The sequence below is a fragment of the Janthinobacterium sp. SUN026 genome, from assembly GCF_030397625.1.
In the GTDB taxonomy this organism is placed as follows: domain Bacteria; phylum Pseudomonadota; class Gammaproteobacteria; order Burkholderiales; family Burkholderiaceae_D; genus Janthinobacterium; species Janthinobacterium kumbetense.
Map to the genome: position 1 here is coordinate 1,958,614 of NZ_JAPQNU010000001.1, position 14,536 is coordinate 1,973,149.

At 63.2% G+C, this 14,536-nt stretch carries 15 protein-coding genes; 8 read left to right on the plus strand and 7 right to left on the minus strand.

From position 1 onward, the window contains the following. Positions 1–22: 22 nt before the first annotated feature. The gene (gene yaaA, locus OX459_RS08975; protein WP_289904696.1) at positions 23–793 is read left to right on the plus strand and encodes a peroxide stress protein YaaA; all 771 of its coding nucleotides are present in this window, start codon (positions 23–25) and stop codon (positions 791–793) included. Between the two features lie 35 nt (positions 794–828). On the opposite strand, the gene OX459_RS08980 is transcribed toward yaaA, so the two are convergent. Further along, positions 829–1,632 (minus strand): outer membrane protein assembly factor BamD, encoded by an 804-nt coding sequence (locus tag OX459_RS08980; protein ID WP_289904697.1) that lies wholly within the window; start codon positions 1,630–1,632, stop codon positions 829–831. An 89-nt stretch (positions 1,633–1,721) separates the two neighbouring features. On the opposite strand from OX459_RS08980, the gene OX459_RS08985 reads away from it, so the two are divergent. Together OX459_RS08985 and pgeF are read left to right on the plus strand one after the other, a co-directional pair. Beyond that, positions 1,722–2,747: an RluA family pseudouridine synthase gene (locus OX459_RS08985; protein WP_099667537.1), complete on the plus strand. Its 1,026-nt coding sequence runs from the start codon at positions 1,722–1,724 to the stop codon at positions 2,745–2,747. Next, positions 2,747–3,532: a peptidoglycan editing factor PgeF gene (pgeF, locus tag OX459_RS08990; RefSeq protein WP_289904698.1), complete on the plus strand. Its 786-nt coding sequence runs from the start codon at positions 2,747–2,749 to the stop codon at positions 3,530–3,532. The genes OX459_RS08985 and pgeF overlap by 1 nt, the downstream gene beginning before the upstream one ends. A gap of 16 nt (positions 3,533–3,548) precedes the next feature. Here pgeF and OX459_RS08995 read toward each other — a convergent pair whose 3' ends face one another. Further along, positions 3,549–3,773, minus strand: coding sequence for a hypothetical protein (locus OX459_RS08995; RefSeq protein WP_306508607.1), 225 nt, complete (start codon positions 3,771–3,773; stop codon positions 3,549–3,551). A gap of 91 nt (positions 3,774–3,864) precedes the next feature. Here OX459_RS08995 and phaC point away from each other — a divergent pair, with 91 nt between their 5' ends. The 4 genes from phaC (at position 3,865) to OX459_RS09015 (ending at position 9,325) form a co-directional block, all read left to right on the plus strand. Then, positions 3,865–5,610 (plus strand): class I poly(R)-hydroxyalkanoic acid synthase, encoded by a 1,746-nt coding sequence (gene phaC / locus OX459_RS09000; protein WP_289904699.1) that lies wholly within the window; start codon positions 3,865–3,867, stop codon positions 5,608–5,610. Between the two features lie 225 nt (positions 5,611–5,835). Then, a complete protein-coding gene (gene phaR / locus OX459_RS09005) occupies positions 5,836–6,399 on the plus strand; it encodes a polyhydroxyalkanoate synthesis repressor PhaR (protein ID WP_010399000.1) in 564 nt (187 codons plus the stop codon). A 194-nt stretch (positions 6,400–6,593) separates the two neighbouring features. Continuing rightward, complete coding sequence (gene rimO / locus OX459_RS09010) at positions 6,594–7,949, plus strand: 30S ribosomal protein S12 methylthiotransferase RimO (protein ID WP_251349207.1); 1,356 nt, start codon at positions 6,594–6,596, stop codon at positions 7,947–7,949. 209 nt (positions 7,950–8,158) lie between these two features. Then, entirely contained in the window at positions 8,159–9,325 is a 1,167-nt protein-coding gene (locus tag OX459_RS09015; RefSeq protein ID WP_289904700.1) for a cystathionine beta-lyase, read from the plus strand. 39 nt (positions 9,326–9,364) lie between these two features. Here OX459_RS09015 and OX459_RS09020 read toward each other — a convergent pair whose 3' ends face one another. Further along, positions 9,365–9,727 (minus strand): hypothetical protein, encoded by a 363-nt coding sequence (locus tag OX459_RS09020; RefSeq protein ID WP_289897546.1) that lies wholly within the window; start codon positions 9,725–9,727, stop codon positions 9,365–9,367. 86 nt (positions 9,728–9,813) lie between these two features. Between OX459_RS09020 and OX459_RS09025 the strand changes: the two genes are divergently transcribed. After that, a complete protein-coding gene (locus tag OX459_RS09025; protein WP_289904701.1) occupies positions 9,814–11,703 on the plus strand; it encodes a serine hydrolase domain-containing protein in 1,890 nt (629 codons plus the stop codon). 7 nt (positions 11,704–11,710) lie between these two features. Here the strand turns inward: OX459_RS09025 and OX459_RS09030 are convergent, their stop codons facing one another. Genes OX459_RS09030 through OX459_RS09045 form a run of 4 tightly spaced genes read right to left on the minus strand, consistent with a single transcriptional unit; the run spans position 11,711 to position 14,466 of the window. Further along, on the minus strand, positions 11,711–11,977 hold the full coding sequence (locus tag OX459_RS09030; RefSeq protein ID WP_289904702.1) for a hypothetical protein: 267 nt from the start codon (positions 11,975–11,977) through the stop codon (positions 11,711–11,713). Beyond that, positions 11,974–12,828 carry a DUF692 family multinuclear iron-containing protein gene (locus OX459_RS09035; protein WP_289904703.1) on the minus strand — a complete coding sequence of 285 codons (855 nt, stop codon included), beginning with the start codon at positions 12,826–12,828 and terminating at the stop codon, positions 11,974–11,976. The genes OX459_RS09030 and OX459_RS09035 overlap by 4 nt, the downstream gene beginning before the upstream one ends. Beyond that, complete coding sequence (locus OX459_RS09040) at positions 12,818–13,741, minus strand: TIGR04222 domain-containing membrane protein (RefSeq protein WP_289904704.1); 924 nt, start codon at positions 13,739–13,741, stop codon at positions 12,818–12,820. Before OX459_RS09040 ends, OX459_RS09035 begins: the two co-directional genes overlap by 11 nt. Beyond that, positions 13,738–14,466 carry a nucleotidyltransferase domain-containing protein gene (locus OX459_RS09045; protein ID WP_289904705.1) on the minus strand — a complete coding sequence of 243 codons (729 nt, stop codon included), beginning with the start codon at positions 14,464–14,466 and terminating at the stop codon, positions 13,738–13,740. The genes OX459_RS09040 and OX459_RS09045 overlap by 4 nt, the downstream gene beginning before the upstream one ends. Positions 14,467–14,536: the final 70 nt, after the last annotated feature.

A 14,536-nucleotide genomic window follows, 5' to 3' on the forward strand; every position in this document is an offset into this window, starting at 1 on the left:
TTCTATTCTGTAGTGATAATTTATGTTGATCGTGCTTTCGCCCGCCAAGAGTCTCGACCTGGAGACGCCGCCAACAACCTCGTTGCACAGCACCCCCGATTTTCTCGACCATTCCGCCCAGCTGATCGACCGCATGCGCCAGTTTTCGCCCGCCGAAGTGGGCAGCCTGATGGGCATTTCCGATGCCTTGTCGGCCCTCAACGTGGCCCGCTACGCTTCCTGGACGCCCAAGCTGGCGGAAGCGCGCCAGGCCATCATGGCCTTCAATGGCGACGTGTATGCCGGTTTCGAGGCGCGCAGCCTGCTGCCGGCCCAGCTCGACTATGCCCAGTCGCGCGTGCGCATCCTGTCGGGCCTGTACGGCTTGCTGCGCCCGCTGGACTTGATCCACCCGCACCGCCTGGAAATGGGCACGCGGCTGTCGACCACGCGCGGCAAGGATCTGTACGCATTCTGGGGCGACACCATCACCAACGGCCTGAACCGCACGGCAAAAGAGCAGGGCGCCAAGGTGCTGGTCAATCTTGCTTCCGAGGAATATTTCAAATCCGTCAAGCCGCGCCAGCTGGACGTGCCCGTCATCGCGCCCGTGTTCGAGGACTGGAAGAACGGCAAATATAAAATCATCTCGTTCTACGCCAAGCGCGCGCGCGGCATGCTGGCCCGCTATGCGACCGTCAACGCCATCCGCGACCCGCAGCAGCTGAAAGAGTTCGACGTCGACGGCTACGGTTTCGTGCCGGAAGCCTCGAACGATACCAGCTGGGTGTTTCGTCGCAAAGTGGGTGTATAAGTAAAAAAACCGGGCTAGCCCGGTTTTTTCTTATCTTACTGCCAGAATTTCCACCACTTGCGCTCCCTGTTCACCCCTTCCGGGCTGAGGAATGCCGTGTTCGGGTAGTTCTTGGTCAGCACGCGCAAGGCATCGTCGCGCAAGTCGGTCAAGCCCAGCTTGTCATACGAGCGATACATGATGAACAGCGCTTCTTCGATGGCCGGCGAAGCGGCAAAGTCGCTGACCGTCGTTTGCGCGCGGTTGGCGGCGGCCAGGTAGGCGCCGCGGCGGTAGTAATAGCGCGCCACGTGCACTTCGTATTTCGCCATGGCATCGATCAAATAGTTCATGCGGGCCAGCGAATCGGGCGCGTATTTGCTATTTGGAAACTTGTCGACCAGTTGCTTGAAGGCGGCAAACGCTTCGCGCGTGGCTTTCGGATCGCGCTCGGTCGGATCTTGCTCGTACAGGAAGTTCAGGAAGCTGATCTGGTCGTTAAAGCTGATCAGGCCCCGCAAGTAGTACATATAATCCACATTGGCGTGGTTCGGATGCAACTTGATGAAGCGTTCGACGGCAGCCAGTGCCTGAGCCTGGTCTCCCGACTTATAATACGCGTAAGCGATCTCCATCTGCGCTTGCAGAGCATAGTTGCCGAAAGGATAGTTAGCCTCCAGCTTCTGGAACAGGCCGATTGCAGCTTCATAGTGCTGCCCGGCCATTTCTTCACGCGCCTCCGAGTATAATTTCGTAACGGACCAGTTTTTGGTCTCATCCACTTTTTCAGGCAACAAGCTGCAAGCGGACATGCCGAGCAGAACGACTGAAGCGACTACCAACGATAATTTTTTTTGCATGACGTTTTGCAAGAAGGTTTTAACCAAGATTTTACAATAGGCTGATTATAGCCGATGGGAATGCTGTGATATTAACTCCGAAGCCTAATTTGGCTGACCCCGCGTTTGACTCCCTTTCTGACCATGTTGCCGAAGAGGCGTTTGACGGCGATTTTGCCGCCGACGACGTCTTCGAGGAAATGGCCCCGATTACATTGGAACTGACGCCGGACGCCTGCGGCCACCGCCTCGATAAAGTCATCGCCCAGCTGGTGCCGCAATACTCGCGCAGCCGCTTGCAATTGTGGCTGGAAGCCGGTTTCGTGACCGTCGATGGAAAAGTTGCCAAACGCAACATGACCGCCTACGGCGACGAGAAGATCGTCATTCTGCCGCAAAGCGCGCCGGAAGACGAGGCTTTTAAGCCGGAAGCGATGGAATTGAACATCGTGCACGAAGATGAGCATATCATCGTCATCAACAAACCGGCCGGACTGGTCGTGCATCCGGGCCCCGGCAACTGGTCGGGCACCCTGCTCAACGGCCTGCTGCACCACTGCCCGCAACTGGCGGGCGTGCCGCGCGCCGGCATCGTGCACCGCCTGGACAAGGATACGAGCGGCCTGATGGTGGTCGGCAAGACCCTCGCTTCGCAAACGGACCTGGTGCGCCAGTTGCAGGCGCGCACCGTCAAGCGCGAATATTTCGCGCTCGTGTGGGGCACGCCGAAGGCGGCGGGCACCATCGATGCGTCCATCGCGCGCCACCCGCGCGACCGGGTCAAGATGGCCGTCTCGGAAAACTTTACGGCCAAGCCCGCCATCACGCACTATGAATTGATCGGCAGCGGCGAACTCGACCGCCGTCCCGTGAGCCTGATGCAATGCCGCCTGGAAACAGGCCGCACGCACCAGATCCGCGTGCACATGCAGCATCTGGGCTTTGCGCTGGTCGGTGATTATGTGTATGGCAAGCAGCACCTGGTGTCCGTCTTCTCGCGCCAGGCGCTGCAGGCGCGCCGCCTGGGTCTCGTGCATCCGGGCACCCTGGAAGCGTGCGAGTGGATCGTGCCGCTGGCCGACGATTTCGCCCAACTGATCGCCACGGCCGGCATTCCCGAGCCGGAACAGGTCTGATGACGGCTGCCTTGCCTTATATCACTCCCCATTGGCCCGGCCTGCCCGCGAACGTGGGCGCGCTGGCGACCGTGCGCGCGGGCGGCGTCAGCCAGGACCCGTATGGTGACGGGCAGGGCGGCGGTGGCTTGAACCTGGGTACGCACGTGGGCGACGAGGCCGCGCACGTGGCGGCCAACCGCGCGCGGCTGGCTGGCGTCTTGCCTGCCGAGCCCGCCTGGCTGTCGCAGGTGCACGGCGTGGCCGTCGCCGATGCTGCCAGCCTGGACGGTTGCGTGCCCGATGCCGACGCCAGCATCGCCACGCAGGCGGGCGCCGTGTGCGTGGTGATGACGGCCGATTGCCTGCCGGTATTGTTTTGTTCGACGGATGGCCGCGTCGTCGGCGCGGCCCACGCGGGCTGGCGCGGCCTGGCCAACGGCGTCTTGCAGCGCACGGTGGACAGCATGCGCGCGCAGGGCGCGACGGACATCCTCGCCTGGCTGGGGCCGGCCATTGGTCCACAGCAATTCGAAGTGGGGCACGATGTGCTGCAAGCGTTTCAAGACGGCGCGCGCGATGATGCTGAACGGCAAGTATTGAGCGCTTCCTTCATCGCCATCGATGGCAAGCCGGGCAAGTACCTGGCCGACATCTATGCGCTGGCGCGCACCATGCTGCTGCGCGATGGCGTGGCGCAAGTGGCAGGCGGGGAATATTGCACCGTCAGCGATGCGGCGCAGTTTTACTCGTACCGGCGCGATGGCGTCACGGGAAGACAGGCCAGCTTGATCTGGCGCAAATAATCTGCACGGCAGACACTTATGTGTCTGCCGTTTTTGTTTTATCGTCTGCTGAGGCCAGCGCGCGGGCCTGCAGTTCCGCGATGCGCGCGGCCTTGCGTTTGCGTCTCCTTGAGCCCGTCAGATAGAATAGGATGGACAGCGGGATGACGCAGTACAGCACGAAGGTCATCACCCCGGCGACGATGGACGGTTCCGTCAGCGCCATGAGGCCGACGACATAGATCCAGGCAACAGCGGTCATGAGCATCATTGGTATTGGCAGTCAGTAAGAGTTTGCATGCAGGTGGCCCGGAAGTAATTATTTATCAATTCTTGAATGGATTTATATAGCTATGAACATGCCCGATCCTCAAATGATGACCAAGGAATGGATGGCGCAGATCAGCAATCCTGAACAGTGGAAGACGTGGTTCAACATGGTACCGCAGCCGGCCGGCAATCCGATTGCCGGCATTTTGCAGGATGCGGGTGCCAGCATCAAGCCGGAAGCGATCGAGCAACTGAAAAATGCCTACGTGGCCAAGCTGACGGGCTTGTGGGCAGACTTTATGGCCGGCAAGGCGCCGGAATTGAAAGACCGCCGTTTCTCCGCGCCCGCCTGGCACGCCAGCCCCCTGTCTGCCTTCAATGCGGCGGCCTACCTGCTGAACGCCGAATTTCTCAGCGCCATGGCCGAAGCCGTGGAAGCGACGCCGCACCAGAAGCAAAAGATTGCGTTTGCCGTGCAGCAAATCGTCGACGCCATGTCGCCCGCCAATTTTCTTGCCACCAATCCCGACGCGCAGCAAACCCTGATCGAGACCAAGGGCGAAAGCCTGGCCAAGGGCTTGAGCAACATGCTGGCCGACATGGGCAAGGGCCGCATTTCGCAGTCCGACGAATCGGCCTTCGAAGTGGGGCGCAACGTGGCCACCACGCCGGGCACGGTGGTGTTCGAGAACGCGCTGTTCCAGCTGATCCAGTACACGCCGACGACGGCCACGGTACACCAGCGGCCGCTGCTGATGGTGCCGCCGTGCATCAATAAATTCTATATCCTTGACTTGCAGCCAGAAAACTCGCTCGTGCGCTATGCGGTGGAGCAGGGCAATACCGTGTTCCTGATGTCCTGGCGCAATCCGGACCTGAGCATGCAGCACCTGACGTGGGACGATTACGTCGAGCAAGGCGTGATCGAAGCCATTCGGGTCACGCAGGACATTTCCGGCCAGGACAAGCTCAATATGTTCGGCTTTTGCGTGGGCGGCACCATCGTCTCGACGGCGCTGGCCGTGCTCAAGGCGCGGGGCGAGAATCCGGCCGCCAGCCTGACTTTGCTGACCACTTTCCTCGATTTCTGCGACACGGGCGCGCTCGACGTCTTTATCGACGAGCCGCAAGTGGCGCTGCGCGAGCAGACGCTGGCCAAGGGCGGCCTGATGTCGGGCCGCGACCTGGGCAGCACGTTCTCCAGCCTGCGGCCGAACGACCTCGTGTGGAACTACGTGCAGTCGAATTACCTGAAGGGCAAGGAGCCGCCCGCGTTCGACTTGTTGTACTGGAATGGCGACGGCACGGGCTTGCCGGGTCCCATGTTTTGCTGGTATCTGCGCAACACTTACCTGGAAAACAGCCTGAAAGTGCCGGGCAAGCTGACGGTGGCGGGGGAAAAGGTCGACTTGAGCGGCATCGACGCGCCCGCCTTCATCTACGGTTCGCGCGAAGACCATATCGTGCCCTGGGGCGCGGCGTACGCCAGCACGGCCGTGCTGAACCCGCAAAAGCCGAAAGCCAACCGCTTCATCCTCGGCGCCTCGGGCCATATCGCCGGCGTGATCAATCCTGCCTCGAAGAAAAAGCGCAGTTACTGGAGCAATGACGCGGGCAAAGGCGCACGCACGGCGAAAGCCAAGCCCTTGACGGCCGAACAGTGGATGGAAGGCGCGACCGAGCACGTGGGCAGCTGGTGGCCCGAATGGGCGGCTTTCCTGGCTGAACACGGCGGCGCGCAGGTGAAGGCGCCGGGCAAGCCGGGCAACAAACGCCACGCGGCAATCGAGCCGGCGCCGGGGCGGTATGTTAAAGTCAGGGCGGACTAGTTTACAAAAGCTTCTGGCCCGGCAAGACCGGCGTAATCTCCGGTCTTGTCAGGAATCTACTTTTAGTTGCGTTGCAATAAATGCGGGAATCTACTACCCTGATGTGCAATGGAGCCGTTTTCCACTCTATAATGGAAAACGTAGGCAGGTGCGAAAGCGGACCCACGTTCGCTTTTTTTTCGGATTAACTCAGTATGCGCTGCGGCGCAATAAGTGGAACTTGTGATGAGTAGTGCAAAAAAAAGTATAGACCGCCTGATTAAAAAATATCCCAACCGCCGTCTGTATGACACGCAAACCAGTTCCTACATCACCTTGACGGACGTCAAGCAGCTGGTGTTGGACAATGAGGTGTTTACCGTCGTCGATGCCAAATCCAATGAAGATTTGACGCGCAGCATCTTGCTGCAAATCATTTTGGAAGAGGAAGCGAATGGCGCGCCCATGTTCTCGAGCAGCGTGTTGTCGCAGATCATCCGCTACTATGGCCACGCCATGCAGGGCATGATGGGATCCTACCTGGAAAAGAACGTGCAAGCGTTCACCGATATCCAGCACAAATTCACGGGCACGTCGGCCGGCAGTTTCGAAGGCAAGCCCTTCAGCCCTGAAATGTGGACCCAGTTCATGAATGTCCAGGGCCCGATGATGCAAGGCATGATGAACAACTACATCGACCAGAGCAAGAGCCTGTTCGTGCAGATGCAGGAACAGATGCAGAGCCAGAGCAAGAATCTGTTCGGCACCTTCCCGTTCGTGCCGCCGGTGCCGCCAACCGACAAAAAGTAATCGATCCGACACACTCACCGGGCGATTCGCTTGCCCGGGAGTTGTATTGGCGTCATCAAAACAGCATAGTTCTGCCAGCAAGGGGCGGCTCGGGGTACAATAGCCGATTCGCCTCACCATTTTACTAGCTGCCAACTATGTCTGAAATTCACCGTATTCCCGTTCCTACCGCCCAGCCCGAGGCCATGCTGGCCATGCCAGGTGCGGCGCCGAAAGTGGGCTTTGTCTCGCTCGGCTGCCCGAAAGCGCTGGTCGACTCCGAACAAATCCTGACCCAACTGCGCGCCGAAGGCTACGAAACGGCGAAATCCTACGCTGGCGCCGATCTGGTGATCGTCAATACCTGCGGTTTTATCGATGCTGCCGTGCAAGAGTCGCTCGACGCCATCGGCGAAGCGCTGGCTGAAAACGGCAAAGTCATCGTGACGGGTTGCCTGGGCGCCAAGAAAGATGCTGCCGGCGACGACATCATCATGAAGGTGCACCCGAAAGTGCTGTCCGTCACGGGTCCGCACGCGCTGGCCGAAGTGATGGATTCCGTCCACTTCCACCTGCCGAAACCGCATGCGCCATTCCTCGACCTGGTGCCGCCGCAAGGCGTCAAGCTGACGCCGAAGCATTACGCCTACCTGAAAATTTCCGAAGGCTGCAACCACCGCTGCAGCTTCTGCATCATCCCGTCCATGCGCGGCGACCTCGTCTCGCGCCCGATCGGCGAATTGATGATCGAAGCGGAAAACCTGTTCAAGGCCGGCGTCAAGGAATTGCTGGTCATTTCGCAAGATACCTCGGCGTATGGCGTGGACGTGAAATTCCGTTCCGGCTTCTGGAATGGCCGTCCCGTGAAAACCCACATGACGCAACTGACGGAAGCGCTGGGCGAACTGGCCAAGTCCTACGGCGCCTGGGTGCGCTTGCACTATGTGTATCCATACCCGCACGTGGACCAGATCATCCCGATGATGAGCGGCGGCCACATCCTGCCATACCTGGACATTCCGATGCAGCATGCGCATCCTGACGTGCTGAAACGCATGAAGCGTCCGGCCAGCGGCGAGAAAAATCTGGACCGCATCCAGGCCTGGCGCGCGATCAACCCGGACTTGACCATCCGCTCGACCTTCATCGCCGGTTTCCCTGGTGAAACGGAAGCGGAATTCGAGTACTTGCTGGACTTCCTCAAGGAAGCGCAGATCGACCGCCTCGGCTGCTTCGCGTATTCGCCTGTCGAAGGCGCGACCGCCAACGCCATCGACAATCCCGTGCCGGAAGAGCTGCGCGAAGAGCGCCGCGGCCGCGTCATGCTGCTGCAGGAAGAAATTTCCAAGAAACGCCTGCAAGCCAAGGTCGGCAAGACCGTGCGCGTGCTGATCGATGAAGTCACCCGCTCCGGCGGCGTGGGCCGCTCGTCTGCCGACGCGCCGGAAATCGATGGCGTCGTGTATGTGAAGCCGCCATTCGAGCCGCACCGCAAGCTGGCTGTCGGCCAGTTCGTCGACGTGACCATCACCTCGGCCGACGCGCACGACCTGTGGGGCGCTGCCGAGTAAAAAACGTCCATGCCGGCGTTGCGCTGCCTTGCCGTACAGTAAGGTACTGTTTGCGGCAGCGCGCCTTGGCCTGAACGTTTTTACGCGGTGAAGATGATATTTGACAAGGTGTAACACTCTGTCATACGTACGGCGTACAGGGCGTAAAGCCCTTACAATCAAGGCGGACCAGCACAGACTGGCCCGCCTTTTTATTTGCCGACGATGCCATGACCACACCCAAATCCCCCCAGACGGCGCTGATCCACAGCGATTACCAGGCGCCGCAAGGCTTTGCCGCGTTTCCCAACGCCATCCATCACGCATCGACCGTGCTGTTCAAGGACGTGGCGGCCATGCGTTCGGGTGACTGGAAAGAAAAGAATGCCTATACCTACGGCTTGCACGGCACGCCCACCACCTTCACCCTGGAAGCGCGGCTGGCCGAGATCGAAGGGGGCAAATACTGTCTGCTGGCGCCGTCGGGCCTGGCGGCCATCGCCATGGCGGACTTTGCCCTGCTGAAAACGGGTGATGACGTTTTATTGCCGGAAAACATCTACAACCCGAACCGCGAACTGGGACGCTGGCTGGCGCAGGATTTCGGCATCACGGCCCGCTATTACGATCCGCTCATCGGCGCCGGCATCGCGGGCTTGATCCAGCACAATACCAAGCTGATCTGGACGGAAGCGCCTGGCTCCGTGACGATGGAAGTGCCGGATTTGCCCGCCATTTGCGCGGCCGCCCATGCGCGCGGCGTGCTCGTCGCCCTGGACAATACCTGGTCGGCGGGCCTGGCCTTGCGCGGCTTTGACCTGGGCGTGGACATCATCATGCAGGCGCTGACGAAATACCAGTCGGGAGGCTCGGACGTGCTGATGGGCGCGCTGATCACGCGCGAGCGGGCGCTGCACGACCGCCTGGCGCAGGCGCACATGCGTCTGGGCATGGGCGTGGGGGCGGACGACGCCTACCTGGTGCTGCGCGGCTTGCCCACGATGAAATTGCGCTTCGATGCCCACGACCAGGGCGCACGCACGGTGGCCGCCTGGCTCAAGGGGCGCAGCGAGATCGCCACGGTGCTGCATCCGGCATTCGAAGATTGCCCGGGCCACGCCATCTGGCAGCGCGATTTCACGGGCGCGGGCGGCCTGTTTTCCGTGCTGTTCGATGCCCGCTACACGGAGGCGCAGACGGACCGCTTCGTCGATGCCTTGCAGTTGTTCAAGATTGGCTACAGCTGGGGTGGCGCGAACAGCCTGGTGATGCCGTACCGCATCGCCGCCATGCGCAAGGGCTGGCAATTGCCGGGCCAGCTGGTGCGTCTGAACGTGGGACTGGAAGATCCGCAGGATCTGATCGCCGATATCGAACGGGCGTTCGCGGCGATGTAGCGGCAAGCGGGCAAGCACGATGGCTTGCCCACAAGTAATTTACAGGGGCACGGGCTTGTTGTTGTTCAAGTCGAGGAAGCCGCGCAGCAAGCGGTAGGCTTTCCACAGCCAGGCCACGCCCCATACGAGGAAGGCCAGCGGAATGCCGATCAGCGTGATCCACAGGATGGCGCCGACGACGATCCAGGCCACGTACCACCAGAAGGAACGGATCATCCAGCTGTGATGGCTGTACACGAAGGTCCCGGCCGCCTCGTCCCGCTTCACATAATTGATGATGAGCGGAATGAAGGAAAACGCGCCCAGCGAAAACACGAAGCTGGCGCCATGTATCAGGTACAACCACCAGGCCAGGTTCTTGGTCTGCTGGAGTTGGGTATCCAAAATAATATCTTGTGACATGAAGGCTCCCGTCGTTGCTCAATTTTTAATTGTAACAAGCAAAGCGGCGCAGGAGCGCAGTCCATGGAAAAAGGCAGAATACATTGTTGAAACGAAATCGCTATCCCACCCTGGCCGCGCGCGCCAGGTCATGGCTGCGCCAGGCTTTGCCGGCCTTGCTGCTGTGCGCCTCGGTGGCCCACGCCACCGGCGCCCCGCTGGAGACGGAGTTTGCCGCCGGCTTGAAGGAAGAGGGCCTGGCGGGCGCCGTCTGGAGTGAAGTCTTGCCTGACGGAACAGTCAAAGTCGGCGCGTCCGGCCTGCGCGATGCCGCCAGGCGCATGCCCATGCAGGCGGACACGCGCATGCAGGTGGGTTCCGTGGGCAAGGTGGCGCTGGCGCTGGGCGTCTTGCGCCTGGTCAGCGAAGACCGGCTCACGCTCGACACGCCCCTGCAGCAGGTGCTGCCGGAACTGGCGCTGAAAAACCCGTGGCAAGCGAGCGACCCCGTGCGCATCCGCCACCTGCTGGCGCATACGTCCGGCCTCGACAACGTGCGCTTCTGGCAGGCGTTCAGCCTGAACCCGGCGCCGCAGACGCCGCTGGCCGACGCTTTTGACGGCGACCGCAACCTGCTGCGCGTGCGCGCCCGGCCCGGCAGCCGCTATGCGTATTCGAACATGGGCTATGGCTTGCTGGGCATGGTGATCGAGAAAATCACGGGCCAGCCGTATGAGCGCTATCTCGACGCGCAGCTGCTGCAGCCGCTGGGCATGGCGGACAGCACGTTCGCCTTCGTTACGCAAGTGAGCACGCAAATGAGCACGCAGGCGGGTGCGCAGGCTGATCCGCGCCTGGCCATGGGCTACTTCGAGCATGGCGTGGCGCAGCCGGCCGTGCCCCAGTATTTGCGTCCGGCCGCGCAATTTACCACCACGGCGGCCGACATGGGCAAGCTGGCGCAATTCCTGATGGGCGACGGCAAGCTGCAGGGCAAGCGCTTCATCGACCTGGCGCTGATGGGCGCCTTGTCCGAGCCGTCCGGCACGGATGCGGCGCAGGCGGGCCTGGCAACGGGCCACGGCCTGGCGCTGGCCGTGCGCGACCGCTACAATGTGGTGGGCGCCTGCCATCCGGGCACGGCCGTGGGTTTCCGCGCCATGCTGTGCCTGTATCCGGAGCAGGACAGGGCCTTCTTCGTGGCCTTCAACACGGATGCGGAGCAGGCCGACTATGAACGCTTCAACCGCCTGCTGCTGCGCGACCTGGAACTGCCGCTGCGCGCGCCGGCCCCGCGCGGCACGCCCGCGCCCACGGTGGAAAACTGGCAGGGCGTCTACGTGCCGTCGCCTAGCCCCATGGCCAGCATGGCCTGGGTCGATGCCGTCTTCGGCTTTACGCGCCTGAAATGGGATGGCGAATCGCTGTTCCTGATCCCGTTCCAGGGCGAGCCGAAGGAGCTGGAACCGGTGGGCGGCTTGCTGTTCCGCGCCAGCGACCGCAGCACGCCGTCGCACGTGCTGATGCAGGAGGATGGCAAGCATGTGCTCAGCGACGGCTTGCGCAGCTATGAGCGCGCGTCGATGCTGCGCATGCTGGTGCTGTGGGGCAGCCTGGCCCTGGGAGCGGCGGGCTTGCTGTATGTGCTGGTGGTGGGCGTCTGGCGCGCCGCGTTGCGCAGCCTGGGGCGGGGCGACCACCTGTTCGCACCCTTGCTATCGCTGCTGGCGCTGCTCCTGCCGCTGCCGTTCTTCTATTTCCAGTCCTACCTGCGCCTGGGCGACGTCACCATCGCCAGCGTGCTGCTGGCGCTGACGACGGGCGCGCTGCCGCTGGCGACGGCGTTCGGTCTGGCGCGCTGCTGGCGCAGCCGCGGCACGGCGGCCGAGGCGGGTTCGTGGGCAAAATGGGATTGGGTGGCCTTGCTGGCGGCCTTGCAACTGCTGCTGGTGCTGGCCTGGTGGGGACTGCTGCCGCTGCGCCTGTGGCACCTGTAGTCGGCGCTCAGCGCCAGGCGTGCAGCAGCCGGCGCCACCAGCGTTGCGCTGGCCTGGACTGGCTGCCATGCCCGGCGCGCCCGGCCCGCTTGGCGCGATAGCTGGCCGCCGCCATCTGCAGGCCGATGCGGTCCATCGCCGCCATCGCGTCCGCCTCCTGCGGCGACAAGCCATGCCGCAACGCTTGCGCACGGGGTTCCAGCAGGAAGGCGGCACGCAGGGCGTCGTCCGTGTACAGCCTTGCCAGGTAGGTTTCCAGTGCGGGGGAACTCATGCGTTTCGCCCCGCGCGCAAGGCCGCGCGCGCCAGCTCCAGCTGGTCCAGCACATGCCCGAACGACGGGTAATTGCCGTCGCGCTCGACGATCACCGTCAAGGGTTGCGGCGCCTGGCGCGCCAGCACGGTCAACAGGGCGAAGACGGCGGGCGGCACGTCGTGCAGATGGTCGTCCAGCAGGCGCTGGCCGCCGCCAGGCGCGTCGATCCAGTGGCCGCCGCTCAGGTGCACGGCGCCGACCCGGGCCAGCGGCAGGCGCAGCAGCAGTTGCTCCGGGTCATGCCCGAAATTGACGGCGTTCGCATACAGATTATGCAGGTCCAGCAGCAGCGGCACTTGCGCGCCGTCAAGGATGTGCGTCAGCCACCCGGCTTCGTCCAGCGTGCTGGCGGGCGGCTGGACCAGGGTGGCGATGTTTTCCATCAGCGGCGCGCTGCCGACGATGCGCGTGGCCAGCGCGATATTGGCGATGGTGCCGGCGGCGCTGTGCGGCGTGCGCGGCGGCGCCGCCAGGTGGCCGATTTCCACGCCGCCGGCGCGCACGAAACTCAGGTGCTCGGACCACGATTCCGCTTGCACTTCCTTCATCAGGCGCGCCATCGCATGCAGGCGGCGCGGGTCGGCGGGAATCGTCGACGCCAGCCCCATGCCCACGCCGTGCAGGCTGACGGGCACCTGGCGCGCCAGGCTGCGCAAGGCGGCGATGCCGGCGCGCGCGGCGTGGTAATAATCGTCGGCGATCACTTCCAGCACGTCGATGTGCGCCAGGTTGGACAGGATGCCGGTCGCCAGTTCGCCGCGCCAGCCCAGGCCGACGCGGTCGCGCGCGGTCCCCTGGCTAGCTGCCACAGCCGCCGCCACCGCCGCAACCGCCACAGCCGCTGCCGCAGGAAGAACCGTCGCCGCCGCCCGACGAGCCGCCGCCGGAGTCGCCCGAGCTGCCGGACGAGGAGTCGCCACCGCCGTTTTGCCGCGGCACGGGGTACAGCTGGGCGACATACGCGTACACCGACGGAGGCAGGGCGCCGAGGCCGAAGATGGCCGCCAGCAGGGCCATGTCGGCGCTGCTGCTGCCCGCCTGCAGGCGCGATGAATGCATGTTCAGCCGGCCAAACAGCATGCGCAGGTCGGTCAGCAGCCGCTGCGCGCTCCAGCTGGTCGGCTGGGTGCGCAAGCCGCGCAGCATGAGCAGGAAGATCGCCAGCAGCAGCGCCAGGAACAGCAGGTTGTAGTGCTGGCGGCTGATGGCGATGACGGCCTTGACGGCGGCCACCGTCAGCAGCAGCCAGTGCGCCGTCCAGGTGATGCGTTCGCGCCGGCGCAGCAGCGGCGGGCCGACCAGCAATTGCTGCTGCGTCAAGGTTTCCAGGTAGGCGCGGCACGAGGGCAGCATTTCGGCTTGCACGGCCAGTTCCTTGCTGTGTCCCTGGCGGCCCAGGTACAGCTGCAGCACGTCGCGTTCGATGTCATGGCTGGCGAAGCGCAGGCTGTCGGCGCTGGCCGTTTCCAGCAGCGGGCCGTCGGCGCGCAGCAAGCCGCGGTCGACCAGCACGATGGTGGCGACTTTCACGGCTTCGAGGGCGCCGCCGCGCAGGAAGGCGATGCGGTAGGGATCGTCGGCCAGCGACAGCTGGGCGTGCGGATTGCGCAATTCCATGCGTATCAGCAGCTCGCGCGCGAGGTAGTACACGAGCATGCCAAAGACCAGGTAGGCGAGCAGGAACCAGGGCCCGCTCCAGTCGAACGGATTGGCGCCGTTCACCGCATCTGCTCCGCGTGTTCGCGCAAGTGTTCGGTAATCGTCATCAGGCTTGTGAAGGCGGGCAAGGCCTGCCCCGGCGCCAGGCGCGCCGTTTCGCGCGCCGCCGACATGGCTTGCAGGGCCGCGTGCAGGGCAGGCTCGCCCAGCTGGTCGACAAACGCTTCGAGCGCCTGCTTGCCGGACAGCCCGGACTTGCCTTCCAGCTGCGCCAGCGACGCCGCGGACGAGCGCAGGGGGCCGGCTGCGTCGGCGATGGCGCCGGCCAGCTGTTCTTCATTCAGGCTCAATAGCAGATACCGTTCGCGCATGCGCACCTGCTGGTTCAGCAGCACTTGCCGCAAGCGCCGCAGCACGGCGTCGCGGTTCGTGCGCAGGCTGGCGAAAGGGTCGACGCCATGCAGCACCTGGTGGCGCGCGATGATGTCGGCGAACTTGACGGCAAAGGCGTCGGCGGCCTGCGTCAATTCGCCCTCGAGCAGGAACATCACCTGCAAATCGATGGCGGCGTGCGCCAGGCGCAAGGGCCCGCGCAGCGCATCGGCCGCCTGCGGCGCAAAGCGCTTGAGCAGCAACAGCAGGTTGACGTCGGAGGTGGCGCGCACCTGGCCATCGGCGGCCGAGCCAAACAGCACGGCGGCGGCAAGGTCGTCACCAAAGGTGTTTTGCGCGGCGGCGACAAACACATCCAGGTGGCGTTGTATCTCTTCTGGCAGCGGTGGCGGCATGCGGTGTTCTTTCACGATGGGTTGGCAGGATGCGCATAAGTTTGCAATATAGCAAACTTATGCCATCGTG

Excerpts from the sequence above, each read along its gene's own strand:
- yaaA (WP_289904696.1), top strand. The coding sequence starts at position 23 with ATGTTGATCGTGCTTTCGCCCGCCAAGAGTCTCGACCTGGAGACGCCG.
- phaR (WP_010399000.1), top strand. The coding sequence starts at position 5,836 with ATGAGTAGTGCAAAAAAAAGTATAGACCGCCTGATTAAAAAATATCCC.
- phaC (WP_289904699.1), top strand. The coding sequence starts at position 3,865 with ATGAACATGCCCGATCCTCAAATGATGACCAAGGAATGGATGGCGCAG.
- OX459_RS08995 (WP_306508607.1), bottom strand. The coding sequence starts at position 3,773 with ATGACCGCTGTTGCCTGGATCTATGTCGTCGGCCTCATGGCGCTGACG.
- OX459_RS09020 (WP_289897546.1), bottom strand. The coding sequence starts at position 9,727 with ATGTCACAAGATATTATTTTGGATACCCAACTCCAGCAGACCAAGAAC.
- OX459_RS09045 (WP_289904705.1), bottom strand. The coding sequence starts at position 14,466 with ATGCCGCCACCGCTGCCAGAAGAGATACAACGCCACCTGGATGTGTTT.
- pgeF (WP_289904698.1), top strand. The coding sequence starts at position 2,747 with ATGACGGCTGCCTTGCCTTATATCACTCCCCATTGGCCCGGCCTGCCC.
- OX459_RS08980 (WP_289904697.1), bottom strand. The coding sequence starts at position 1,632 with ATGCAAAAAAAATTATCGTTGGTAGTCGCTTCAGTCGTTCTGCTCGGC.
- OX459_RS09015 (WP_289904700.1), top strand. The coding sequence starts at position 8,159 with ATGACCACACCCAAATCCCCCCAGACGGCGCTGATCCACAGCGATTAC.
- rimO (WP_251349207.1), top strand. The coding sequence starts at position 6,594 with ATGCCAGGTGCGGCGCCGAAAGTGGGCTTTGTCTCGCTCGGCTGCCCG.
- OX459_RS09030 (WP_289904702.1), bottom strand. The coding sequence starts at position 11,977 with ATGAGTTCCCCCGCACTGGAAACCTACCTGGCAAGGCTGTACACGGAC.